The following is a 24408-nucleotide window of genomic DNA, read 5'->3' as shown; positions in this document are numbered from 1 at the left end:
GCGGTGTGATTCTGTAGGCGAGAAGTGGGACCAGATGTCGGCCAGCGAAGGCTCCACCGCCCGGAAGCGCGAAGGCGATGTCAGTCAGTTTTGGTACCACTTTTGTGCGGCCGGTGAGACCATCGGTGTACCCCATATGAAGGGGATTCCGATGGCGAGCCGTGGCAAGGTCGAGTTGTTCGCGGCGATTCGGCGAGATGCCCGCAAGGGCATGTCGGGGCGGGCGCTGGCGCTGAAGTACGGGGTGCACCGTCGTACGGTCGCCCAGGCGCTCCGATCGGCCTGGCCGACGCCACGTAAACCGCTGCCGCCTCGTGCGTCGCGGCTGGACTCTTACAAGCCGTTGATCGATCAGATGCTGCGGGTCGACTTGGATGCGCCGCCCAAGCAGCGGCACACCGTGGTGCGCATGTGGAATCGGCTGCTGGAGGAGCACGGTGCCGAGGACGTCTCGTACTCGATGGTGCGCGACTACGTTCGCCGTCGCCGCGCCGAGATCCGATTAGAGGAGGGCCGGGGGCCTTCGGCCGTCTTCATCGAGCAGACGCATCAGCCGGGCGCCGAAGCGAGGTGGACTTCGGCGATGTGTGGGTGAACTTGGCGGGCCAGCTGACCCGGTGCTATCTGTTCGCGTTCCGGCTTTCCTGGTCGGGCAAGGCCGTGCACCGAATCTTTCTCACCTGCTCGCAGGAGGCGTTCTTCGAGGGGCACGTGCACGCGCTGACCGTGCTGGGCGGCGTGCCGACGGGCAAGGTGCGCTATGACAACCTGCGGCCGGCGGTGGCCAAGGTGCTGGGCTTCACCCGCGGCCGGGTGGAAAACGAGCGATGGGTGACCTTCCGCAGCTGGGCCGGGATCGACGCCTTCTACTGCCGGCCCGGACTGGAAGGAGCTCATGAGAAAGGTGGTGTGGAGGGCCAGATCGGCTGGTTCCGCCGCAATCACCTGGTGCCCGTCCCCGAGGTGAACTCGATCAGCGAGCTCAACGCGCTGATCGACCAGTGGGACGTGAAGGATGAGCGGCGCCGGATTCGGATGCGCGCCCAGACCATCGGCGAGCGCTTCGCCCAGGAACGGCCGCTGCTGGCGCCGCTGCCGGTCGAGTCGTTCGAGATCGGTCGGCTGCTGACGCCGCGGGTGACCTTGCACGGGCAGATCAGCGTGCGCACTAACCGCTACTCGGTGCCCGTCCGGCTGGCCGGGCATCAGGTGCGGGTCATGCTGTTCGCCTCTCACCTGGTCGTCTACCACAAGGGGGTGGAGGTGGCTCGGCACGAGCGGCTGATCGCCAAGGGCGGGTCCCGGTTGGAGCTGGACCACTACCTGGAGGCGCTGGCGCGCAAGCCGGGCGCGCTGCCCGGGGCGACCGCGCTGGAGCAGGCTCGGGCTGCGGGCACCTTCACCGCTGCACACGAGGCGTGGTGGGCGGCCGCGCGTCGCAAGCACGGGGACGCGGCTGGCACCCGGGCACTGATCGAGGTGCTGCTGCTGCACCGGCACATGGAGCATCGGCATGTGGTGGCCGGGATCGCGGCCGCTCTGACGGTGGGCGCGCTGACCGCCGACGCCGTCGCACTGGAGGCGCGCAAGGCCGCTCAGTCCGACGGCGATCCTGTTCCGGGCCCGATCCCGCCCCGGCCGGAGCGGCTGGCCTGGCTGGATGAGCCCGCGGTGGTGTCGCTGACCACCCGGCGGCTGGCCCAACTGCCGCCCGACACCCGGCCGCTGCCGTCGGTGGCCGTCTATGACCAGCTGCTGCGCCGTCGCCCCGGCGGTCGGCCCGCATCCGAGGGAGAGTCATGACCACCTTTCACCGCCGCGGGCTGACCGAGGAAGCTGCCGAGGCGGCCATCTACCAGGCCTGCCAGAAACTCAGGCTGCCGACCATGCGCGGCCAGTTCACCGACCTGGCCGCCCAGGCCGCCCGCGAGCAGATGAGCTACCTGGGCTTCCTGGCCGAGTTGCTGATGGCCGAATGCGACTACCGCGCCCGCAGAGCCTCGGATCGGCGGATCAAGATGGCGAGCTTCCCGCGGCAGAAGTCGCTGCGCGAGTTCGACTTCGACGCCAACCCCAACGTTGACCCGGCCGTCATCAACACACTGGCCACCTGCGACTGGGTGCGCAAGCATCAGCCGCTGTGTCTGATCGGCGATTCGGGGACGGGTAAGTCGCACCTGCTCATCGCGCTGGGCACCGAGGCCGCGATGGCCGGGTTCAAGGTCAAGTACACCCTGGCCGCGAAACTGGTCAACGAGCTGGTCGAGGCCGCCGATGAGAAGGTGCTGACCAAGACCATCGCCCGCTACGGCCGCGTCGATCTCCTTTGCCTGGATGAGCTGGGCTACATGGAGCTTGATCGTCGCGGAGCCGAACTTTTGTTCCAGGTTTTGACCGAGAGGGAGGAGACGAACAGTATCGCGATTGCCTCAAATGAGTCGTTTTCGGGATGGACCAAGACATTTACCGAGCCGCGGCTCTGCGCCGCGATCGTGGACCGGCTCACCTACGGCGGCAACATCATCGAGACCGGCACCGAGTCCTACCGGCTGGCTCAGACCCGCGCTCACGCCGACGCCGCCGCCGTCGCGAGCAAGGCCGCCGGCTGACCCTTCTTCTGGCCTTCCTCGACAACGCCCTAGTCCGCCGCTGGGAGGAACGGGTCAAGATGCAGCGCCCGCAGCGAAGCGAGGACGAACGATCTTGACCCGGGACGGACGACGGCGATCATCACAGCGTCGAGGAAGAGCATCAGGACTCAAGGAGATCCCGACAAACAGTGATCAGCTTCTTGGCCGTCCCGACTTTCTCGCGCTGTTGGCAGCCTTTGGCGCGAGCAGGTCGAGGGCCTGCGGCAACGGCTCGAGGAGACCCGCCTGCGCACTGCCGTCCTTACGCGGAACATGCGCGAGCTTCGCGATCAGATGCGTGAGATGAAAGACGAGATCCGTCGCGCTCAGGCCCGCGCTGACACCGTCTTCCTTGGCCTGACGCTGGACCGAGTCGGGCGTGGACCTGCAACGGAACCCGCCTATGAAACAAGCCCAGACGGCCGCGCAGCTACGAAGAACTCGGCGAACGTCTTGGCGAGTGTCTCGGGATGGGTGAGCGGGGCGGCGTGCCCGGCGCCGGGGATCTCGCGCACCCGTGCGTTGGGGACGTGGTCGGCCACGTGCCGCGCGCTGGCGTGGTAGAAGGGCATGGTGTCGGATCCGTGCAACACCAGCACTGGAGCGGAGATCGCGCCGAGCACGGCCGGATCCTCAGCGGTGGGGCCTTCGTAGGCCACCACTTGCTGGAGCATGTTGAGCAGGTGCGGGACATAGCGACCCGCGGCCTCGAAGTAGCCGGCGTCCTCGGCTACAGCCATCTCCTCGTCGTTGAAGGGCCCGCCCGCGAACGCGCGGACCGCAGCCGTCAAGTCGCCTTCGGCGGCCAGTTCTCCCATCCGGGCGACGGCGTTGCCGATGACCGCTTGCTCCTGCTCGTTCATCAGGCCCCGCATCGGAGGCTCCACGAGGACCACCGCGTCCACCGCGTGGGACCGCGCTGTCGCGCCGAGTGCCAGGTTGGCGCCGGCGGACCAGCCCACCAGCCCGGTCGATTCCCCGATGCTGTCGAGGTAGGCGAGGACGTCGTCGACCTGTCGGCCCGGGCTGAGGTCGGGGTGGTCGCCGCTGAGGCCACGGCCGCGCATGCTCGGCAGATGGCAGGTGAACCGGCCGATCAGGTGCTCCAGCAGCCGGTTCCAGTCGATGTCGCTGTCGCCGATGCCCCCGTGCAGGAACACCAGTGGCCGTCCCTGGCCGTGCACGGTTCCGCCGATGGTGACGCCGTCGGTGGTGGTGACGTAGTGCGTGCGCTGTGTCTTCATGGCAGGCTCCATACGAAGTAAACACGTTTACATCCGCACGATAGCGTCAGCCCGTTTAGTAAGTAAATATGTTTACTTACTGCCTTCCCCGGCACTGCCGTGCAGCAGTGCCCACACTCCCTGGCGGACGTACTCGACCACCTGCTCGGGCGGCGCGGTGGCCAGCCGTCCCTGCGGAGACGCCCACCGCAGCACCCTGATCCCAGCGAGAAGCGCGGCGGCCAGCTCCGCGCGCAGCCGCGGGTCGTCACCGGCCGCGACCGTGGCGAACGGCCCGACGACAGTGTTCTCGGCGTAGTCCCGCACCTTCTCGGGCAGCCCCTCCTCATCGGAGGTCTCCCCGATGAGCCGCCAGACCGTGAGCAGGTCGTCCAGGCCGGGCGAGTGCGCCACGCTGGACGCCAGCAGCTCGGCCATCCGGTCAGGCAGCTCCTCGGCCGGTACGTCCAACTGCCCGAACATCGCCGAGTCCGCCGCCGCCGTGGCGAATAACCCTGCCTTCGACCCGAAGTAGCGGTACACCAGGGCGACGTTGACGCCGACCTCCGCGGCGATGTCCCTGACACTGACCGCCTCGAAGCGGTCGCGAGCGAACCGCTGGCGGGCCACCTCCAGCAGCGCCTGCCGCGTCGCTGCGGCGTCACGGCGGCGGCGCCGCCGCCGTGCCCCTGGAGTTCGATTCCTCCGCCGCCATCACCATCACCACCAGGACTCGACGTCAACGGTGGTAACGCTAGCTGACGCCTGCCCTTCTCCCCCCAAACAGGGCTTGCGCTTACCATACGAAATGGTTCCGTTGCAGGTCCACCCCGGCGCGAGGCTGGAAGGTCTGCGAGGACACCCGCTGACGCTTGGACCGCCGTCAGAAGTCATGCGGCATGGGGCGCCTGGGAATCGCATGTGCAAGCGCCCAGAGCCACGACCGCTTCGGAGTGGTACCACGACTCGCCTTCAGATCATGGCTGAGTGATCGCTAAATGGTCCCAAGAGTGACTGACAATCGGTCCCATTTCACGCTGTCGAAACCAGCGGTGCAGCAGGATCATGCTCATTGTGAGGTAGATGACGTTCTCGGAGGTCGCTGTCAGGTATTCGTAGTCTTTGGCCAGGCGGCGATACTTGCCCAGCCAGGCGAAGGTGCGCTCGACCACCCATCGCCGGGGTACGAGGGCGAACTGCGGGGACTTGTCGTGGCGGGGTGTCTTCGCCGGCCCAGGTGGAGCGGAAGCCGCCATCCCGCCGGGCGACGATCTGCAAGGTGACGTCGAACTGCTCCAGGATCCAGCCGATGAAGTCCTGCCCGCGATAGCCCTGATCGGCCCAGACATGCTTCAGCCGCCGCAGGATCTCGCCGGCGCGGGAAAGGAGCACGACCGCGCCGTCACGATCGTTGACGCTCGCCGGGCTGACGCAGGCGGTGAGCACGGTGCCGAGCGTGTCGACCAGCAGGTGCCGTTTGACCCCGGGGACTTTCTTGCCGCCGTCGTAGCCGTGCAGGCCGCCGCGGTCGGTGGCCAGGACGCTCTGACTGTCGATGATGCCGGCGCTGGGGGTGGGGTCACGGCCGCCACCGAGGCGATCGCCTTCGCGTAAGCGGGCCAAGATCTGTTCCCAGCGGCCCTCGATCCGCCAGGTGCGCCAGTAGTGGTAGACCGTCTGCCACGGCGGCAGGTCGTGGGGTAGCAGCCGCCATGCACAGCCTGCCCGCACCCAGTACGCCAGCGCATCCACGATCTCCCGGCGCTCATGAACGGCAGGCCGGCCACCTGGCTTGGCAGCGGGAATCAGCGGAGCGAGCAGCTCCCATTCAGCATCGGTCAGATCGGTTGGGTACGGACGCCGAGGAACCATCACACGCCTCCAGGCTCACGCCCCCGACACCCTTCAGCATGACTCACCCGGACCTTTTCAGACACCCTCTAGCTGCTGCGAGCGGCTCGGGAACTTCCAACAGTGAGAACAGGTCGGCGTCACCCAAGCGTGGTGCTGAGGGTCGCCTTACTGAGTTCAATTTGGCGGAGTGTTCTGAGTCTGGTGGCTGCGACTGACAGTCTGCTCATGACACGACCCGCAGGGTTGGACGCTGGTCCGATTCGCCCAGCAGCTCGCGGACCCGGGGGACGTGCCAGGCAAGCTGGGTGGCCAGTTTCGCCATGGTCAAACCGGTCTCGGCGATGGCCAGATCGAAAGCTTGGCGCAGGAGTACGGGTTGCTCGCCGGGGTAGTCGCTGATCGGCTCGGGGGCGAAGCCGGGCTGGTCGCGCAGGGTCTTGAGACGTTGGTAGGCACGGCCGGCGGCGGAGTCGGAGATCAGACCGACCTCGCGGCAGCGGTACAGCAGGGAGTCGACCGACACGCCCCAGGTGTGCTTGAGCGCCACCAGGCGGCGTAGGTCCAGGCGAGTAGGCAGCTCGGGCAGGATGCTGTCCCTCGGGGTGAGGAACTCGGCGGCGAAGACGTCGGCCTCCCGCTCCTGCTGGGAGTCGCCGGAGGCGGCGTCGCCGTGCAGGACCAGGTGGCCCAGCTCGTGTGCCGCGGTGAAGCGGTATCGGTGGATGTCGTCGAACCGGTTGGCGGTCAGCACCACGATGGGTCGGGGCAGTTGCGAGGTGGAGAAGGCGTCGACAGTGGTGGCGTCCTCGTCGGGCGGCGGGAAGACCACGATGATGCCGTGGGCTTCCATATGCCGCACGATGTGCGAGACCGGCCCGCTGCCCAGCCCCCACAGGTGACGTAGGGCACGGGCGGCCGGGGCCGGCTCACGCGGCACCTCGACGCCGGAGTGGACCTCGCCGCCGGAGAAGCCTGGAAGGTCCACGTGCGGCAGCCGGACCTGTTTCTCCAGCGCGTAGGTGAGTTCCCAGACCTGTTCGACGAAGGCGACGGCTTTGGCGCGCTGGTGGGCGCGGGTGGAGCGCAGACTGCGGAAGTGCGCCGTGGATCCGTCGAGTTTGCCGTGGGGGCGGCCGGTGAGGAAAAAGGCCGTCGGCACGCCGAGAGCGTCGGCAAGGCGGGGGATGAGGTCCGGTCGAGGACGGGTCATGCCGGTCTCGTACTGGCCGACCGCCGCGGGGGTCACCCCGATGCGCTCGGCCAGGTCCTTCTTGGTCATCGCCGCCAGCTGCCGCGCCTGAGTGAGCCGGGCCGAGTCGAAGGCGTCGGCGACGGCCTGCGGGCTAGGCCCGCTGGGCATGGCGCCGATGGAGGTACTGAAGGGACGGGTGAGATCAGGGGTGCTCATTGTCGCCGGTGACCGCGGTTTCCTCGGATGTCTCGCTGCTGACGGGGAAGATCGTGTCATTCTTCCGCTCGATCCGCGATCTGGCGTGCAACGCCAGGTCGGGCAGCGAGCCGTGGTCGAAGCGGGCCGCGGTGGAAGGCAGAGCGTGCCGTAGGGAGGCAGCGGGGCCGGCGGATAGACCCGTCAGCGGGACCGGCTCGCAGTGCAGCCACCGGATCCGGCCGGACTCGTCGATCAGTTCGGCCGTGCCCCAGTACAGCCGGAGCAGGCCGGCCTGGGCGTTGCCGGCGTAGGCCACCGGGATCAGGCGGGTATCGGCGGGCAGCCGCTCCAGCTCGACCCGGACCGAGGCCCGCTCGGTTTCCTCCTGCGCCGACAGGTCCAGCTCTTCCTGGTGGTAGGAGATCGCAGGGCTGAAGCGATCGAACAGCTCGCGCACGAGCGCGGAGATGCGACCGTCGCTGACTCGGGCTTCGGTGATCGGCGTGCGGTCGTCCTTGGCATAACGGAACGGCAGCAGCAGGTTGCCGTTCAGGATCACCAGGTGGTGCGGAGAGCCGTACGGCCGGATCATCTGGAAGTCCGGCTCGTTGCGGAAGCCCTCGACGAGCGCCTCGTAGCGGCGGGTCATCAGGGCGCTGCCGTAGGCGAAGTTCTTGTCGCTGAGCGAGGAGCGCTGGGCGTCCTGGGCGTTGCCCACCGCTTCCAGCAACGAGACGGCAAGCTGCCGCCGTACGGTGTCGGCACGCTCGCCGAACCGTTCACGGGCCCAGCCTGACAAGGACGATTCCGCGCTCATCCACCCCTCCATCCTGACTTCGTTCTTTTCCACAAGATCGACGCTGTCACTTTACTTTTGTGCATCATACTCCCGATCCGAGCTGAGTTGATGTTGGTTCTCGTGTGCGAACTGCCGCCCTCCCTGAACCTTGACCTTTCAGCCTCTGTAGCGTCGTCCTGCTATCCGCTTGCCAGTAGGGCGGGAACTGGAGAAGAGCAGCAGGGAGGGGTTGCCACCAGGGCAAGGTTACGAGCGGATATGAGGTCAAGGTTCACAGGCTCACGGACCACACCGAGATTCAGACTTCGATCGGGTCAAGGCCATCGCTCGCCGGGACTCCAACGACCCCGCGAATCGTCCCGATCTTGATCTCTATCGGACGATGAAGATCCACAGTCTTCAAATTGGGCCGGCATCGAACCAGCGCTGTAGGGCTTCGCGAGATGGACGGAAGTCGCACCGACTTTGCTTTCAGCCGGCGACCGCATCTTCTGAGCCGGGGGTTGCTGGGAGCGCCCGGACAGCTGGTGCGGCGTTGGCCGACTCCACCAGCTCCGGGCTTCCGAGCGGCCGCGTGGCCTGCTCGGCGGCCTTGAGTTCGAGCAGGGGGCTCTCGACGACCTTGAGCGTTTGGAACTTGCGCGCCGTGACCATGACCCGTCCCTCCATCGAGCCGATCGTGTCGTTGTAGGCCTTGACCGACCGGTCGAGGGACTTGCCCAAGGCGTTCAAGTGTCCACCCATGACCGACAGCCGCTCGTACAGTTCCCGGCCGAGTTCGTAAACCTGCTGCAGGTTGTCCTGGAGCGCCGCCTGAGTCCAAGCGAACGCAACGGTCCGAAGCAGACCGATCAGCGAGGTCGGCGTCGCGATCAGCACGTTCTTGGAGATCGCGTACTCCTGGAGAGACGGATCCTTCTCCAGCGCCGGCTGGAGAAAGGCGTCACTGGGCACGAACAACACAACGAACTCCGGCGAGCCGGCGACCTGCCGGAAGTACTCTTTGCCGCCGAGGGCATCCACATGCTTGCGCAGATGCCGCGCGTGGTCAGCCCAGTGCTTGTTCACCTCGGCTTCCTCAACGGCCTCGACCGCGGCCATGAACGCGGCCATTGGAACCTTGGCGTCCACGACGACATGCTTGCGGCCAGCCAGGTGGACCACCAGGTCGGGACGTAGTGCGCTCTCGTCGCCTGCGAAGTGCACTTGGGTGTCGAAGTCACAGTGTTCGACGAGTCCCGCCAGTTCCACAGCCCTTTTGAGGTGCATCTCACCCCACTGCCCGCGTACCTGTGGTTTCTTGAGCGCCTCGACCAAAGCACGGGTCTCTTTCCGGGTTCGGTGTCCCTCCTCCGTCAGAGTCACCAACTGCTGGTTCAGCGTGGCCTCGGCCGCGACACGAGTGTTGGCGAACTCCTTGAGTTGCTGGTACATCTCCGTCAACTGGTCGCGAACCGGCTTGCTAACCGCGCCCAAGGTGGCTTCCGCCTTGGTCACCAGCTCGTCCTGGGATTTCTTCAGCATGTCGGCCGCGGTCGCGCGCAGAGTCTTCTCCAGGAGCCGGTTGTTGTCCGTGCGCGTCTGATCGAGCTCTTGGCGGACGGCTTGCACCGACGCAGCCTGCTCCAGTAGTGCCTGCTTCTGCATGTTCAGCTCACTGAGCTGAGTCCTGAGGTCTTGAATCTCCGTGCGGAGCTCCGTGTCTCTGGCCTCCGACGCCGCGATCGAGAGCTGGGCTTCGCGGAGCTGACGTTCGATCTCCTTAGTCTCGTCCTGTTTAGCCTCGAGCGTCAGCTGCAGGCGTTGGGCCTCGGCTTCCTTCCTCCGGAAGTCGTTCCGAATCGCCTCCAGCTCGGCGGAGCGCCGGCCGAGCTGTCCGTCCAGAGCCTGACGCTCGGTTAGTGCAGTGGTGTGCGTCTGCCTCAGCTCGGCGAGCTGCCGCTGAGCCGTGTCTCGCTCCGCGAGTAGGGCATCCGCACGCTTGGAGGCCTGGTTCCGCTGCTCTTCGGCGACCTTCAGAGCGGTGCGCTGGTCAGCGGTGCGGCTGCGGGCGAACAGGTACGCGATCGTGGCGCTGACCAGCGTAAGCAGGAGCGCCAACCCGACGAGATATACGGGTGCTATGGACAGCATCTCAACCGACCTGCTTCCAGTCCTGGCAGCCCTTGGTCTCGAAGTACTCACCCTTCTTGAGGGTCGCCCTCGTCTGACCGCTGACGTTGTCGTTGGCGATGATGGCGCTTAGCTCTCCGGAGGCGTTCTTCAGCCGCGCCCAGTAGCAGTTGAAGCCGTCGGTGCCTGCGGTCTTGTACGTACCGGGCTTGATGTCCTCGCCGACGAGGTACTGACCGTCGCCGGGGATAGTGGTACGCGGGCCGCTCTCCTCTTCCGCCGCCTGCTCTGGCTCGACGGTGACAGTCTCGGTGACGGTGGTCGCGGGCTCGGCCTGCTCCGTCTCGGTCACCGTGACGGTTGGGCGCGGCCCAGCCGCGCTGGTCTCCGCGTCGCCGCTCGCACCGATGCCGATCCCGAGGAACAGAGAAACGAAGGCGGTCAGGCCGTAGGCGAGCCATCGCCGGCCGCGACGTATCGGCTGTGGCGGGTAGATCGGCGCGTTGGCCTGCATGCCGGGCTGGGGGTACGGCTGCTGTGGGGTGAAGCCCGGTCCGGGGTTGTAATGAGCCATGTCGAGTCCTCTCGCGGTCGGACGTCGAGCCCGAAGGTGTTGGTGAGAGAACTGTGTCCCAAGCTCCTTGACGATCGCTGAATTCGAGGCGATAACCCCCCTTATCAACATTTGTTGTGGACAAAATCGGGCGCAGATGTACAGTGATGATCGCCACCACAAACGACTGTCGAGACGGGGGAACGCCATGGCTGAGCGGCGACGCTCCCTGATCTCCTTCGCTGAGATCGCAAGCTTGGCCAAAGTCGAGCGCCCCGTCGCCACGACCTGGGCTCGCCGCTACATCGACTTCCCCCAGCCCATCTCCCGCGACCGCGGCCGGCCCCTGTTCGACAGCGAACAGGTGGTGTCCTGGCTGCTGGAAACAGGACGCGGCAACGCCGACCCCGGCACGCTACGGACCGAGTCGGCCCTCTACAGCCTGAGTGCTTGGCGCGACCGCCTGCCCGCCTCTGCCCTTGTCGCCACGCTCACCTCCCTGATCTGCCTGCGCCATCACCTGGACGGGCCGTTGAGCGCTACTTCCTGGGATGCGCTGGTACGGCACGCCGCCCGCGTTGACTTCGACGACGCCCATCTCCTGGCCGAGCTCAGTGTGCTTCCTGCGGACAACGGCACCGAACTTGCCGGCTTGGCCGATGACCTGGTCGACGCCGCCTACACAACCGCCGAGGCGTTCGAGTGGGTGCTGGACAAGTGTCACCATCTGGGCGCCGGGCAGATGGTCGTCGATGAGCCGGCGCCGTTGGTTTCGCGGATGCTCGCTCAGCTCTCCGGAGCCGCGACCCTCTCCGAGGGGAGCATCGTCGTCATGCCGCATGTCCGGACCGGTGGACTGCTGGCGTCGGTGCACGAGCACGCGCCCGGGCCCTCCTTCGTTGCCGCCGATCCGGATCCTGCCATGGCCCGGCTGACCCGTCGCCGGATGTTCGTTCACGGTCTCACGGATCTGCACTTCGATGTCGCCGACGGTCACGAGCCGAACATCGACGGCTGGGGGGATCCTGACCTCGTGGTCTGCGCCTTGCCCTATGAGCCTGCGGAGACCCGCCGGGCTCACCTGGTGCTGACCCGCATCGCCAATCTCGTCGATTGGCTCGACCAGGACCGCGTCGCCGTCGTGCTGGGACCGGCCGATGCCCTGGCCCAGCCGCTCGGACCGCATGAAGACGCTGATTTGCTTCGCCGCTGGTTCCTCACCGAGGGTCTGCTCAAGGCGGTGGTCAGTCTTCCTGAGGGTGTATTCCGCCATCGCCCCGGTTACCGGACGGCCGTGTGGGTGCTGTCCCGCACGCCGGAGAAGCGTCGTACCGGCTTGGTGTTACTGGCGGACCTGTCCTCCATCCCGCTCAGCGAGCAGTTGGTCGACACGCTGGTGGCCGACGTCGACATCTTCCGGGCCGCCGGCTGGAACGAGGATCGCCGGCATGCCGTACGGCACGGCGTGATCCTTCCCATCCAGGTCCTCAACGACGGACCCGGCACCGCTCTCACCCCACGACACCGGCCGCGCGAGACCCGGCACACCGCGGCGGTGCGGGAGCGGCCGGCTCGTATCGCGGAGCTGGAGATCGAATTCGCCAAGCTGATGCGCCAGGAGCCGGCCGTGCTCCGCGTCCGAGCCATCGAACGGCAGGGCGACCAGGCCGTGCAGACCAGCGTCGCCCGCATGCTCAAGGAGCGCCGGATACGCAAGGTTCCTGGTCATCGGGTCAAGGACGAGCACCTCAGCGCCGATGGCGACCTGACCGTGATCACACCTGAGGAGGTGCTCGGCCGGGCGCCGCTGGGCGGACACCGCATCGATTTGCTGGCCTTCACCCAAGCCTTCGAGCACGGGGCGCTCACCCGACCCGGCGACATCGTGATCACCGCCAACCCGGAGCTGGGCGCCCTGGTCGATTCCGAGGGCTCCTCCGTGGTGGCCTTCCCGGCCCGCATCCTGCGGGTACGACCAGATGCCGAGCACCCGGTGCGGCCCCGGGTGCTGGCCGCCCTGCTGCGCGCCGCCGCGGCCGAGCATCGCAGGGTGGAGGGCGCGCTGCGAGTGCCGCGGCGACTGGAGGAGCTTCTTATCCCGGAACTCGCCTCCGACGAGGCCGAAAGGTACGACACTCTTCTGGCCGAGATGGACCGGCTGGAGTCGCTCCTGCGGAAGCGAGCCGCGACTCTAGCCGCCCTTGATCAGCTCACCGCCGCCGGTATGGCCGACGGCACGCTCACGATCATCTAGAAGGAGACGACCGTCCCATGCCCCCTGCCAAGCGCGCCAACCAGGCGGAGCTGTTCACCGCATCCTCGGCCAAGGAGATTCGCGACCTGCTGTGGAAGGCCGCCGACAAGCTGCGCGGTTCCCTGGACGCCGCTCAGTACAAGGAGTTCGTCCTTGAGTTGATCTTCCTCAAGTACGTCTCAGACGCTTTCGACGAGCGACGTACGGCTCTGGCCAAGGAGTTGGCCGACGAGGGCATGCCTGAGGAGCGGCAGGCGGAGTTCCTGGAGGACAAGGACGAATACACCGGCCACAACATCTTCTGGGTGCCCGAGGAGGCACGCTGGTCGTGGATCTCGGGCAAGGCCAAGACGCAGAGCGTGGGCGAGCTGCTCAACAACGCCCTGGACACCATCATGCGGGAGAACGCCGCACTGACCGGCACCCTCTCCAAGGTCTTCAACGAGGACCGGGTCGACCAGAAGATCGTCGCGGGATTGGTCGACCTCATCAACAACGCCAAATTCTCCGGGTACGGCGACCGCCGAGCGCAGGACGTGCTGGGAGAGGTCTACGAATACTTCCTGGGCAACTTCGCCCGGGCCGAAGGTAAGAAGGGCGGAGAGTTCTATACCCCCGCCAGCGTGGTTCGACTACTGGTGGAGATCCTGGAGCCGTACGAGGGCCGCGTTTATGACCCGTGTTGCGGTTCGGGCGGCATGTTCGTCCAGGCGGGCAAGTTCATCGAGGCGCACGCGGGCCAGAAGTCGAACATCTCGGTCTTCGGGCAGGAACTCAACGAGCGGACCTGGCGACTGGCCAAGATGAACCTGGCCATCCACGGTATCGACGGCAACCTCGGACCGCGCTGGGGCAACACCTTCGACGACGACAAGCACCCTGACCTCAAGGCCGACTTCATCCTGGCCAACCCGCCGTTCAACATCAAGGACTGGCCCCGCAACGTCGAGGACCCCCGCTGGAAGTACGGTGTGCCCCCGGCGAACAACGCCAACTACGCCTGGCTCCAGCACATGATCAGCAAACTGGGTGAGCGTGGTACGGCTGGGATCGTTCTGGCCAACGGGTCGATGAGCTCGCAGCAGAACGGCGAGGGCGAGATCCGCAAGCAGTTGATCGAGCATGACCTGGTGGCCTGCATGGTTGCGCTGCCGCCGCAGCTCTTCCGGACGACACAGATCCCGGCCTGCCTGTGGTTCCTGACCCGTGACAAGACCCCGCAGGGTGGCCGGCGGATGACCGAAAGGCGCGGTGAGATCCTCTTCATCGACGCCCGGAACATGGGCACCATGATCGACCGGACCGAGCGGGTCCTGACCGAGGACGACCTGGCCAAGATCGCCGGGGTTTATCACGCATGGAGGGGTACGGTTTCGGCCCGGTCAGCCGGACTGGAGTACGCGGACGAGCCCGGCTTCTGCTTCTCAGCCGATCTGGAGACCGTACGGTCGCACGACTACGCGCTCACGCCTGGCCGGTATGTGGGGGCGGTCGAGGCCGAGGAGGAGGACGCCGAGGCACTGGCCGAGAAGATTGCAGGGCTGAAGAAGGAGCTGTTCCAGCTCTTCGACAAGTCGGACGAGCTGGCGCGGACCGTTCGGGATCAGTTGGGGAGGCTCGATGGCGGAACTGCTGGCGAGCAAGGCCATTACGAGAAGTTCGACACTAAGCGCCGAGCGTTGGAGACCGTGCGAGTAGACGAGTCGTCCTTGCGCGATGAGTGAACTTTCCGCAGTCGGTGATTACCTATATGCCCGCAACGAACTCGAATCTGTAGTCGAGGACCTGGAGGATGGAGATGACTAGGACTGGTGGGCGTGCCGCAACCACTGGAGTGATCCCGGGAGATGTCGCACTGAGTGTCGGAAATCCGGGGACGATTCCGCCTCAGGGTTTTCGGTGGGTAATGTTGTCATCGTACGCCCGCCTCGAAAGTGGTCACACGCCAAGTCGAAAGCATCCTGAATATTGGAACGGCGGCATTCCATGGGTTGGCATTAAGGATGCCACCAGGAATCATGGCCTAGAGATCGACACAACACTGCAATCCATAACGCAAGCTGGTCTGGATAATTCTTCGGCTCGGCTCCTTCCGAGCGGGACTGTCTGCTTGTCTCGCACCGCGTCGGTCGGCTATGTGATTACCATGGGAGTTCCTATGGCCACAAGTCAGGATTTTATCAATTGGGTGTGTGGGCCGAGGCTAGCTTCACGTTATCTTCACTACATCCTTGTCGCAGAACAAGAAGCCATCAGGCGTTTTGCTCACGGCACCACTCATCAGACGGTGTATTATCCCGAGGCGAAGGCGTTCCATGTCTGCATCCCCGAGCGTCGCGAGCAGGATGCGATTGTCGAAATTCTCACGTCTTTGGATGGCAAGATCGCTGTCAACGAGCGTGTCCGCTCCCATTCGATGGATCTTGCGAACGCTCTCTACGAAAACTCAACCCCAGATGAAGAGTTCACCCTGGGGGACGTGGCAGAGATCTTCGATGGTCCACACGCTACGCCCAAGAAGACCGAAAGTGGGCCTTGGTTCCTCAGTATCAGTAGCCTAAATCGGGGATTGCTCGATCTGAGCGAATCCGCCCATCTGAGCGAAGAGGACTTCCCGCGCTGGACGCGACGAGTCCAGCCACAAGCAGGCGACGTACTGTTCTCATATGAGACTCGGCTTGGCGATGCGGCCCTGATGCTGCCCGAAATACGCGCGTCTCTGGGGCGACGCATGGGACTTCTCCGGACAAAGAGGCCGCAGCTTGCTGGCTCTGTCCTGCTCTGCGCCTACCTAAGCAAAAACTTTCAGAGCGAGATCACTAAGAGGGCCATTCACGGGGCTACCGTGGAACGGATCCCTATCAACGACCTCGCTTCGTGGCCGATCAAGCTTCCTTCCCCCAGTCGCTGGGAGGAATTGTCTGGCATGCTGAACTCCTTGAGCGACAGTATCGCCATACGAACCAGCGAAAATCGCGCCTTGATGGAACTCCGTGACACCCTGCTCCCTCAACTCCTGTCCGGTCGCCTCCGAGTCCGGGATGCCGAAAAGATTGTCGAGGATATGACGTGACCCCTCCTCGCCCCTCAAAATCCGACTTCCGCCCTCTAGAAGCCGACTGGGAGATCCTCGCCCACGACGAATTGGCCGAACTCGCCTGGGAGCCCGCTCACGGCAACGAGTTCACCCCCGGTTCGGGTCACCGCAAGTCCTGGGACGATCTCATCCTCTACCCGGACCTGCGAGAGGCGATCGAGCGTCTCAACCCTGCCCTCCCCCCAGAGGGGGTCCGGGACGCCATGGACCATGCCACTCGCGTTCACTCCAAGGACACCTACGAGGAGAACCGGGCCGCCCACCGGAACCTGGTCGAGGGCATCAGGAGCGTCACCTACACCGACCAGTTCGGCGGGAGCCACAACCCGACCATCCGTCTGATCGACTTCACCACCCCCGGCAACAACACGTATCGCGCTCACCGCCAGGTCACCGTCATCCGGGGCGAGCACAACCGCCGCTTCGACCTCGTCCTCTACGTCAACGGGCTGCCGCTCGCCGTACTGGAGATCAAGCGCGGCGGCGACGAGAACTCCACCCTGGAGAACGCTCACGCCCAGATCGGCTGGTACGTCAGCGAGTTCCCCACCGCCTTCCGCTACAACGCGGTCGTACTCCTATCGGACGGCATCACGGCCAAGTACGGCACCCCGTTCACCGCGTTCGAGCACTACGCACCATGGAATCTGGACGCGGAGGGCAAGCGCGTCGACTCCTTCCGCGAGCCGGCCCAGACGCTCGCCCTCCACGGCCTCTTCACCCAGGCCCGTTTTCTCCGCATCGTGGAGCGTTTCATCAACTTTGTGCCCTCGAAGCGGGTGAAGCGCATCGCCAAACCGCACCAGTTCTTCGCGGTCACGCACGCCGTGCAAGCCGTACGAAAGGCCGCGGAGACCGACGGCAGAGCGGGGGTGGTCTGGCACACCCAAGGGTCGGGCAAGTCCGAAGAGATGGTGTTGACCAGCAACCTGATCATGCGTGATCCGCTGCTACTGAATCCGACGATCATCGTCATCACCGACCGGAACGATCTCGACGACCAGCTCTACTCCACCTTTCAGGAAAGCGAGATCCTTCCGGAGGAGCCTCAGCAGATCCTCTCCCGCGCCGAACTGCGCGAAGAGCTCACCACCAAGCGGACCGGCGGCATCCTCTTCACCACCTTGCAGAAGTTCGGTAAGACCAAGGAGGAGAGAGAATCAGGCACGGATCACCCGCTGCTCTCAGAGCGCCGCAACATCATCGTCGTCGTGGATGAGGCACATCGCAGCCACTACGATGCCCTGGACGGCTACGCTCGGCACCTGCGCGACGCGCTCCCGCACGCCACCATGCTCGCCTTCACCGGCACCCCGATCTCGGAAGCGGACCGCAATACCCGCGATGTCTTCGGCGACTACATCGACGTCTACGACCTGAAGCGAGCCGCTGACGACGGCGCGACGGTCAAGGTCTACCACGAGAGCCGCGTCGTCGAGCTGGTCCTGGACGGCAGGACCAACCCGGAGACGATCGATGCGGAGGCCAACCGGATCACCGATGGCCTGGACGAGACCGAGCGACAGCGCATCGAGCAGCACGTCGCCACCATGAACGCGATGTACGGCGCACCCGCCCGCATTCGTGACCTGGTCGCTGACCTGGTCGCGCATTGGGAAGTGCGGCACGAGCGGATGCAGCCCTTCGTGGGCGCCTCGGAGACCGGCTCGCCGGGTAAGGCGATGATCGTCTGCGCGACCCGGGACATCTGTGTCCGTGTCTACGACGAGTTGCGCAAGCTCCGCCCCGAGTGGCACCACGACGACCCGGCCAAGGGCGTCATGAAGATCGTATTCTCGTCGGACTCCAGGAAGGACCCCGAGCACCTGCGCGCCCACGCCCTACGCGACTCCCAGCGCAAGGCCGTCATCAACCGGGCCAAGAACCTCGACGACGAACTACAACTGCTCATCGTCAACAACATGCTGCTGACCGGCTTCGACGCCCCGCCGATCCACACCATGTACCTGGACCGGCCGCTCAGGGGCGCCACCCTGATGCAGGCCCTGGCCCGGGTAAACCGCCGCTTCCGCGGCAAGGAGGACGGCCTGCTGGTCGGGTACGCCCCGCTGACCGAGAAACTCCAGGCGGCCATCGCCGAATACTCTGCGGCCGACCAGCAGGACCAGACCCTCGGTCAGGACCTGGACCGGGCGCTGGACGAGTTGCGCAACGAGTACGACATCATCGACGGCATCCTGCGCGATGGCCCCAAGTGGCGGGAACTGCTTGCCGTACCGAGCAAGACTGCCTTCATCGACGCGGCTCTCGCGGTCGCGGAGTACCTGCTGAAGTCCAAGAAGGCCGAAGACGTCAAGCAGACCCCCTGGTATCGCTTCCGCGAGCACGCCCACCGGCTGGAGCGCTTCTTCGCGCTCACCGCCAACGCGGCCAACCTGGCCGAGCGCTTCCCAGGCAACCCGTACTGGCGGCGCGACATCCAGTTCTTCGTGGAGGTCCGCGCCTACATGGCCAAGCTGGACGCCATGGACCGCGAGGCGCGCGGCCTGCCCGTCACCCGGGACGTGGAGCTCTACCTCGCCCAGTTGACCTCCGCCGTGGTGGAGACGAAGGGCGTGACCGATCTGTTCGCGGAAGCGGGTTTGGAGACGGCCGACCTCACCCACCTCAATGACGCGCTGGTGGCCAAACTGGCGCAGAGCAAGACCCCGCACCTGGCCGCGGAAGCGCTGCGCCGTCTGATCAACAAGAAGATGCGGGAGGTCACCAAGCACAACATCGTGCGCAGGGCAACGTTCTCTGAGCGGCTTCAGGACTTGATGTACCGCTACATGCGCGAGCAGCTCACCAGCGCGGAGATCATCGCCAAACTGGTGGAGTTGGCCAAGGAGATCGCCAGCGACCATCGGCGCGGTGAGCGCTTCAACCCGAAACTCGACTGGCGCGAACTCGCCTTCTACGACGCGGTGGCCGACCACGGCACAGCCCGAGAATTGATGGGCGACGAGGTGCTCGCCACCATTGCACGAGATCTCGTCGCGCAGGTGCAGGCCAACCTCAAGAAGGACTGGATCGCACGAGAACCGGTTCGCGCTCGTCTCCGGGCCACGATCAAACGACTCCTGGCGCGCTATAACTACCCACCCGACCAGGAAGCGAAGGCCATAGACCTGGTCATCCGGCAAATGGAGCACTTCGCCGATATCTGGTCCAAGGGCGGCAGGGCTACGTGACCTCTTCTCAGGTGAAGGAGTGGCCGCCGCAGGCCCTGTATCACGTCAAAACGCTCCCATGACGGCAGTAGCTGTACCTCCGCTGGCCGGCCAGACAGGTGATACAGCCACCGGACTTGCTGGCCTGGTAGCCAAGCGCCCGGAAACCACCGATCAGGTAGGGGGATTTGGCCAGCAGTCGCGTCCGAGCGTCATCAACGTGCCAGCGTCGTGGGCACCGTCTGTTCCGTAAAGCACGTTCCGTACGGTGAGGAACAAGGCGATCCGCTCAGCAGGCGCATCCACGCGCTGACGGTACCTGTCGGACGCCGCATACGCAGCGCTCCACGCCAAGGAAGCGCCGGATCCAGCGAGCAGGCGTCTGGAGGAATCGACGCGTTGATGCTGCGGGTGTTGTAGTCGGGAAGGGCAACGGGTGCGGTCCTCCGAAGTGTGGAGAGGACTGAATTATGAATAGCCCTTTGCGCGCTGCTCGATCAGTCTCATAAGGCTTACCGAAGGAGTACCAGACACCTGCTAGTAGCGGACTGTAACTTTACGACTACCAATAGCTTCCGAGGTGCTTGGAGCGTACATGCGCCTGTCCTTTTCTGTTGCCTGTGTCGGTTTTGGCGCTGGTCTCGTCTTCGCCGTGCTGCCGGCCCATGCGTCCTTGAAGCCGAATGTGCTCTTCCTGGCTGTCTCGTCCCACGGAAACACCTCGCTCAGCGCGATAGCGATTCAATGCCCGGATCGTGCTGACCAGCATCCATACGGCGAGATCACCTGCGCCATCGTCGATGCTGTGGATGGAGACTTCGACCGTCTCCCCGGTAACCCGCGATCCTGCAGCAAGGAGTATGACCCGGTCACCGCGACCATGAACGGCTTGTGGCGGAATCGACCCATCGGATGGCAAAAGACCTACTCCAACGCCTGCATGCTCGACGCCAGGACAGGACCCATCTTCCGCTTCTGAAGCTCCTCTCTACGCCGCCGACCTCGTTCGCGGTGACGACTAGAGCTCGCCGACCCCCGGGGGATGCACACCCCAGACGCCTACGCTGTTGCGGCTCCGCCTTGAGGGTCGATGTGCGCGGGCAAAGACCGTACGCGCTCAGCGAGATCGGACACGTCGCTCGCGTCGACGTTCGCCAACGAGTGGCTCAGAGCGGTCAGGCGCGTGCGCGCGGTGGCCCGGAGCCTGTGCGCCGGAACTCGGCGGAGGATATCCAGTGCTCGCTGGGCAGCGTCGGAAGGGTGACGAGGTGCCTCGGCTTGGGCCAGCACCAGCGTGGCTGCGGCCCATCCTGGAGTGTCGGGTTGGCAGGCTTCGACGGACGCGTTCGCCTGGGCGGCTGCTTCGTCGAGGTGCCCGAGTCCAAGATGGGACTCGGCCGCGTGAAGTCGGAATTCGGCGATGTCGAACCCGAAGCGGCCAGGTGATTCGCCTGGTGCGGTTTCGAGCGCCCGAGAGGCCTCGGTCAGGGTGGCGTTCGCGTCGTCGGATCGGCCTTGGGCGGCCAAGGCCGGCAACTTCCCCCAGGCAAGGAGTTGCGCCCGCTGGAGATTGTCCACCGCGAGCGTCACCCCCTGTTCAGCCAGGTGCAGGGCGTCTTCGGGGTTGCCGTGTGCGCGGGTGGTCATGCTCTGCGCCCCGTACGCCCAGGCGGTCAAGCGTTGATCACCTGTGCTGCTGCCGAGGTGGGTGGCCGTCAGCAGATGCGTTCGCGCGCCTGAATGATCTCCCAGGTGGAACGCCAGGTTGCCGAGCAGGGCGGACATCCACCCCAGCAGGCGGCGCAGCTCGACGCCACTGGATTGCCTGGAGACGGCCGCCATGGGATTCATGAGCAGGCTACGGGCGGTGTGGACCTCGCTGAACAGGATGGCCGGTGGGTGCTTGGAGTAGTTCAGCGCGTAGTGGGTGACGGCGGCTTCGGCCACCTCCACCACGACGGTCCCGCCTTCGGGATGTTCGAGGACGGCAAGGTGGAGAGACTCGCGGACGGCAGGTAGCCCGGCGGCTGTGCTCATCGTTTCCACCTCATATGGGGGTACGCCCCAAGCGGTCGGAGTCTTATGAGGCTGACCGTACCCGAGATCAACATGACCGTTGGCGAGGTTGCAGCCGCAGATCGTGAGCCCAAGTTGCGCCGGGTCAGCCCCGTACGCGCGGGCGAGCATGGTCGCGTATTCGCCTCCCGGCCTGTCCTGTCCATGCTCGAATCGGCAGAGCTGCTGCTGGGACAGGCCAGGCGGCAGCAGCCCATCGGAGATGTACTGCTCGGCGACCTGCTGAACCGCCTCGGTGCGCGTCCACCCCAATGCCAACCGCCACGCCTCCAGAGCGGACACTTCCGGGATGGCCGAACACATCGCGGTGACGATGCGCTCGACCGGAAAGCGGTCCAGTTGGCCCCGCTGGCGGATCCGCGCCGCTTCGCGCTGGATCTCGGTACGCCGCGCTCGAGTGACCGCTGGCATTTTCCGTGCCTCCGAGGTGCGCTACCTGTCTGGGACTGCACCGTAACTCAGAGACACGAGCGTGGACAGCCACAACGTCCAACATTGACCCCTGCCCGCAATGACGCTCGCCGCCAAGCGCAATGACGTGGCCGTCGTACGCGCGGACCATCGGGGTGGGGCCAGGAGACGACAGCTCATGGCGGAGGAGAACCCGGCAGGCCGGACAACCCCCTTGATCCTCGGCATGGGGACGGGTGAAGCTGAGAGCTGCCCTGGTCACGTTTGGTCACACACCCGACAGCGGAGGGCACGATGCGGCTAAGTTTCGTAGGTATCACTCCCAACACCCCGGTGAACGAGTGCCCGGCGGTGTACGTCGATGAGGACACCGGCGAGTTCTGGTTCCAGGGCGAAACGGTGACGGACCCCGTCGCGCTCGCCGAGGTGGCGGCCCACAGCCCCATCGGCGCGCACGAGTCCGTCGTCAAGCTCCCGCCGATCATGGCGTCGATCATTCTGGAGGCCGTCAGTGGTAGATACGAACGCGGTCGCCAAGGGCCAGGCCGGCACGGCGTCGCCGGTGCCGCCTGACCGCGCCATGTCGACGGCGCCGGTGCCGCAGTCCTTCATCGACCTGATGCGGGGGTGCACCTCGTCGGCGGTGCATCTGGAGATGCGGGATGCGTACACGCCTGCCGACCCTGACTACCTGCGATGGCGGGGCGGCGACATGTTCGACCCCCTCGAACGGTGGCCCGAATGGGGGGAGCTGGTCGGTGGAATGGCGGCTCGTGGGGTGGTCGTACGGCGCGCGAGGATCGTCTCTGAGCCCGTGACCGACTACATCCGGTACGAGCACGCGCTGACGGCACGCCTCAACATCGGCTCCGGCGAGTTGGTGCGGTGGCTGCCTCGCAGGCACGCCTCGGACCTGTGCCTGCCCGGTAACGACTTCTGGCTGTTCGACGACAGGGCGGTGCTGTTCAACCACTTCGCTGGGGACGGCTCGTCCGGGGACAAGGAACTCCGCGCCGAACCCAGCGTGATCAAGCTGTGCGCCGCGGCCTTCGAGGCCGTGTGGGAACGCGCGATCCCTCATGAAGACTATGAGCTGAAGTAATCCGACGTCGCCCCCAACCTGCGTATATGTCCACGTCATCCAGCGCTCAGCAGGCAAGGCAGGCCCTTGCCAGAGAACTCCGCGAACTCCGTGAAGAGGCCGGCCTGACGGCGGTCGCGCTCGCGGCCGCCGCCGGGTGGGACAGGACGAAGATCTCCCAGATCGAGCATGCGCGCAGATCCCCATCCGTCCAGGACATCCGCACGTGGTGTCAGATCTGCGACGCGGAACAGAAGGCGGCCGATCTCGTTGCCGCCTTGCATGCCGTCGAAGGCATGTGGATCGAGTGGCGTCGGATGGAACGCGCCGGGCTCCGCCGACCCCAAGAGGCGGTACGTCCCCTCTTCGAGCGCACCAGGATGTTCCGCGCCTACTCCTCCTGGGTGGTCCCTGGCCTGATCCAGACCGAGGCAACGACGCGCGTCCTGCTCCAGGCCGTCGCCCGGCGACGGGGAATCGTCGACGACGTGGACGCGGCGGTCGCGGTCCGGATGGAGCGCCAACGCATCTTGCGCCTTGGCGGCCGGACGTTCGCCTTCTTGATCGAGGAATCCGTGCTGAGAACCGGCGTGGGCGGGGCAGCGGTCGTCGCCGCCCAACTCGCTCATCTGCGTGAGATCTCCACGCTGCCCTCCATTTCGCTCGGCGTGATCCCCAGCGGGCCCGATCGTGATGGCTCGCGTCCCGTTGAAGACTTCTGGATCTTCGACAGCGAGCAGGTCAGCGTCGAGCTGGTGTCGGGCTATCTGACGATCACTCAACCGCATGAGATCGCGATGTACGCCCAGGTCTTCGCGACGATGGCCGAGACCGCGGTCTACGGGCCGCGTGCACGGCAGCTCATCGAGGCCGCTACCGAGACGCTCCCGTAGGTCCCTTGTCACATACCGTCACACCGCTGGGGGTAGCGAGAGGGGCGAGCCTAATGTGCCGGTGACGGGCCAACACCCCATCGGCAGGAAGACTCCCCATGGCTTCAACCGAGCACCTCCAGGACGTCGCTGAGATGTCCCAAGCGCAGGCCCTCCCCGCTAACCCGCCGTCCGCGACGCTGAGCACCGCGTGTCCGCCAGGCGACGGCGCGGGATCGGCCATGGCGATGGCCTGCGAGCTGCAGACCACGCTGGAGCACTTGAACGTCCCCTCCCACGTCCTAGGCGGCAAGAACAGGGCGGCTGTCTCGCTGTGGCCCTACCTCGTTGCCATGACCGACGGGCAGAGGATCTGGTGGCAGGTTCCCCACCCCAGCGCGCGCGGAAGCGCCCTGTGGACGATGGCCTGGACTCCCGCTACAGCAGCTCCGCGACTGCTGGCCCACTATCGCGAGTGCCGGAAGCGGCCCTTGCCGGAACCGCTCGCCGAGCTTGTCCTGCTTACCGTGGCCGGCGGCGACTGCCCATGACCGCGGCTGCGTGGCTTCTGCCGGCCCGCGGCACTCCCCAAGCTCGTGGCCTGGAGACGGTCCAGGCCACGGGAATCAACCACCTCTATGAGAAGGAAGATCATGACCGCTCAGACGCCGGTCCTGACGAGCTCCAGCACGGATCTCGAGGACCTGTTCACGCTGGACATCACCTTCATCGAACACGGGCCGAACGCGAACACGGTGATCGCCATGACGGACGACAACTGCGGCACCACCTGCCCGAGCGCCTGCACCACGTCCTCCGGCGCCTAACCGCCCCTGACGCAGGCCGAGTCTGCGATCACATTCGCTCCGCCGCCATGACCAGA

17 protein-coding genes and 2 pseudogenes are annotated in these 24408 nt (G+C 65.6%); 11 read left to right on the top strand and 8 right to left on the bottom strand.

Going from position 1 to position 24408, the window contains the following annotated elements:
- The first annotated feature begins 151 nt into the window (after window positions 1-151).
- Together istA and istB are read left to right on the top strand one after the other, a co-directional pair.
- Window positions 152-1803: pseudogene (istA, locus tag ACIBQX_RS21010) on the top strand (IS21 family transposase).
- Window positions 1800-2609: an IS21-like element helper ATPase IstB gene (gene istB / locus ACIBQX_RS21005; RefSeq protein ID WP_397006874.1), complete on the top strand. Its 810-nt coding sequence runs from the start codon at window positions 1800-1802 to the stop codon at window positions 2607-2609. The pseudogene istA and the gene istB overlap by 4 nt, the downstream one beginning before the upstream one ends.
- A 422-nt stretch (window positions 2610-3031) precedes the next feature.
- Here the strand turns inward: istB and ACIBQX_RS21000 are convergent, their stop codons facing one another.
- From ACIBQX_RS21000 to ACIBQX_RS20970, 7 genes and pseudogenes are all read right to left on the bottom strand, one after another.
- A complete protein-coding gene (locus ACIBQX_RS21000) occupies window positions 3032-3874 on the bottom strand; it encodes an alpha/beta fold hydrolase (protein WP_397006872.1) in 843 nt (280 codons plus the stop codon).
- Window positions 3875-3946: 72 nt separating this feature from the next.
- Window positions 3947-4483: a helix-turn-helix domain-containing protein gene (locus ACIBQX_RS20995; RefSeq protein WP_397006870.1), complete on the bottom strand. Its 537-nt coding sequence runs from the start codon at window positions 4481-4483 to the stop codon at window positions 3947-3949.
- Window positions 4484-4830: 347 nt separating this feature from the next.
- Window positions 4831-5725: pseudogene (locus tag ACIBQX_RS20990) on the bottom strand (IS5 family transposase).
- 205 nt (window positions 5726-5930) lie between these two features.
- Window positions 5931-7067 carry a helix-turn-helix domain-containing protein gene (locus ACIBQX_RS20985; RefSeq protein WP_397006868.1) on the bottom strand — a complete coding sequence of 379 codons (1137 nt, stop codon included), beginning with the start codon at window positions 7065-7067 and terminating at the stop codon, window positions 5931-5933.
- Between the two features lie 34 nt (window positions 7068-7101).
- Window positions 7102-7914, bottom strand: coding sequence for a hypothetical protein (locus tag ACIBQX_RS20980; protein WP_397006866.1), 813 nt, complete (start codon window positions 7912-7914; stop codon window positions 7102-7104).
- A 453-nt stretch (window positions 7915-8367) separates the two neighbouring features.
- Window positions 8368-10029, bottom strand: coding sequence for a DNA recombination protein RmuC (gene rmuC / locus ACIBQX_RS20975; RefSeq protein ID WP_397006864.1), 1662 nt, complete (start codon window positions 10027-10029; stop codon window positions 8368-8370).
- Between the two features lies 1 nt (window position 10030).
- Window positions 10031-10582: a hypothetical protein gene (locus ACIBQX_RS20970; RefSeq protein WP_397006862.1), complete on the bottom strand. Its 552-nt coding sequence runs from the start codon at window positions 10580-10582 to the stop codon at window positions 10031-10033.
- Between the two features lie 235 nt (window positions 10583-10817).
- On the opposite strand from ACIBQX_RS20970, the gene ACIBQX_RS20965 reads away from it, so the two are divergent.
- From ACIBQX_RS20965 to ACIBQX_RS20945, 5 genes are all read left to right on the top strand, one after another.
- Complete coding sequence (locus ACIBQX_RS20965) at window positions 10818-12815, top strand: hypothetical protein (RefSeq protein ID WP_397006860.1); 1998 nt, start codon at window positions 10818-10820, stop codon at window positions 12813-12815.
- A 17-nt stretch (window positions 12816-12832) separates the two neighbouring features.
- Window positions 12833-14539 (top strand): type I restriction-modification system subunit M, encoded by a 1707-nt coding sequence (locus ACIBQX_RS20960; protein ID WP_397006858.1) that lies wholly within the window; start codon window positions 12833-12835, stop codon window positions 14537-14539.
- Between the two features lie 68 nt (window positions 14540-14607).
- Window positions 14608-15888: a restriction endonuclease subunit S gene (locus ACIBQX_RS20955; protein ID WP_397006856.1), complete on the top strand. Its 1281-nt coding sequence runs from the start codon at window positions 14608-14610 to the stop codon at window positions 15886-15888.
- Window positions 15885-19106, top strand: coding sequence for a type I restriction endonuclease subunit R (locus ACIBQX_RS20950; protein WP_397006854.1), 3222 nt, complete (start codon window positions 15885-15887; stop codon window positions 19104-19106). Before ACIBQX_RS20955 ends, ACIBQX_RS20950 begins: the two co-directional genes overlap by 4 nt.
- Before the next feature lie 574 nt (window positions 19107-19680).
- Entirely contained in the window at window positions 19681-20064 is a 384-nt protein-coding gene (locus tag ACIBQX_RS20945; protein WP_397006852.1) for an SSI family serine proteinase inhibitor, read from the top strand.
- Window positions 20065-20144: 80 nt separating this feature from the next.
- On the opposite strand, the gene ACIBQX_RS20940 is transcribed toward ACIBQX_RS20945, so the two are convergent.
- Entirely contained in the window at window positions 20145-21572 is a 1428-nt protein-coding gene (locus ACIBQX_RS20940; RefSeq protein WP_397006850.1) for an XRE family transcriptional regulator, read from the bottom strand.
- 294 nt (window positions 21573-21866) lie between these two features.
- On the opposite strand from ACIBQX_RS20940, the gene ACIBQX_RS20935 reads away from it, so the two are divergent.
- The 4 genes from ACIBQX_RS20935 (at window position 21867) to ACIBQX_RS20920 (ending at window position 24352) form a co-directional block, all read left to right on the top strand.
- Window positions 21867-22145 carry a hypothetical protein gene (locus ACIBQX_RS20935; protein WP_336215042.1) on the top strand — a complete coding sequence of 93 codons (279 nt, stop codon included), beginning with the start codon at window positions 21867-21869 and terminating at the stop codon, window positions 22143-22145.
- Complete coding sequence (locus tag ACIBQX_RS20930; RefSeq protein WP_397006848.1) at window positions 22084-22674, top strand: DUF6879 family protein; 591 nt, start codon at window positions 22084-22086, stop codon at window positions 22672-22674. The genes ACIBQX_RS20935 and ACIBQX_RS20930 overlap by 62 nt, the downstream gene beginning before the upstream one ends.
- 26 nt (window positions 22675-22700) lie before the next feature.
- Window positions 22701-23546 (top strand): Scr1 family TA system antitoxin-like transcriptional regulator, encoded by an 846-nt coding sequence (locus tag ACIBQX_RS20925; RefSeq protein ID WP_397006846.1) that lies wholly within the window; start codon window positions 22701-22703, stop codon window positions 23544-23546.
- A gap of 632 nt (window positions 23547-24178) precedes the next feature.
- The gene (locus ACIBQX_RS20920; protein ID WP_397006844.1) at window positions 24179-24352 is read left to right on the top strand and encodes an FxLD family lanthipeptide; all 174 of its coding nucleotides are present in this window, start codon (window positions 24179-24181) and stop codon (window positions 24350-24352) included.
- The last annotated feature ends 56 nt before the right edge of the window (window positions 24353-24408 follow it).

The organism is Nonomuraea sp. NPDC049714, from assembly GCF_044465295.1.
Taxonomy (GTDB): domain Bacteria; phylum Actinomycetota; class Actinomycetes; order Streptosporangiales; family Streptosporangiaceae; genus Nonomuraea.
This window is presented reverse-complemented; position numbering and strand designations above follow the sequence as displayed.

What these genes read in the sequence shown, in the direction of transcription:
- ACIBQX_RS21000 (WP_397006872.1), bottom strand. Translation starts at nt 3,874, where the DNA reads ATGAAGACACAGCGCACGCACTACGTCACCACCACCGACGGCGTCACC.
- istB (WP_397006874.1), top strand. Translation starts at nt 1,800, where the DNA reads ATGACCACCTTTCACCGCCGCGGGCTGACCGAGGAAGCTGCCGAGGCG.
- ACIBQX_RS20985 (WP_397006868.1), bottom strand. Translation starts at nt 7,067, where the DNA reads ATGCCCAGCGGGCCTAGCCCGCAGGCCGTCGCCGACGCCTTCGACTCG.
- ACIBQX_RS20960 (WP_397006858.1), top strand. Translation starts at nt 12,833, where the DNA reads ATGCCCCCTGCCAAGCGCGCCAACCAGGCGGAGCTGTTCACCGCATCC.
- ACIBQX_RS20970 (WP_397006862.1), bottom strand. Translation starts at nt 10,582, where the DNA reads ATGGCTCATTACAACCCCGGACCGGGCTTCACCCCACAGCAGCCGTAC.
- ACIBQX_RS20925 (WP_397006846.1), top strand. Translation starts at nt 22,701, where the DNA reads ATGTCCACGTCATCCAGCGCTCAGCAGGCAAGGCAGGCCCTTGCCAGA.
- ACIBQX_RS20935 (WP_336215042.1), top strand. Translation starts at nt 21,867, where the DNA reads ATGCGGCTAAGTTTCGTAGGTATCACTCCCAACACCCCGGTGAACGAG.
- ACIBQX_RS20980 (WP_397006866.1), bottom strand. Translation starts at nt 7,914, where the DNA reads ATGAGCGCGGAATCGTCCTTGTCAGGCTGGGCCCGTGAACGGTTCGGC.
- ACIBQX_RS20920 (WP_397006844.1), top strand. Translation starts at nt 24,179, where the DNA reads ATGACCGCTCAGACGCCGGTCCTGACGAGCTCCAGCACGGATCTCGAG.
- ACIBQX_RS20955 (WP_397006856.1), top strand. Translation starts at nt 14,608, where the DNA reads ATGGAGATGACTAGGACTGGTGGGCGTGCCGCAACCACTGGAGTGATC.
- ACIBQX_RS20940 (WP_397006850.1), bottom strand. Translation starts at nt 21,572, where the DNA reads ATGCCAGCGGTCACTCGAGCGCGGCGTACCGAGATCCAGCGCGAAGCG.
- ACIBQX_RS20945 (WP_397006852.1), top strand. Translation starts at nt 19,681, where the DNA reads ATGCGCCTGTCCTTTTCTGTTGCCTGTGTCGGTTTTGGCGCTGGTCTC.
- rmuC (WP_397006864.1), bottom strand. Translation starts at nt 10,029, where the DNA reads ATGCTGTCCATAGCACCCGTATATCTCGTCGGGTTGGCGCTCCTGCTT.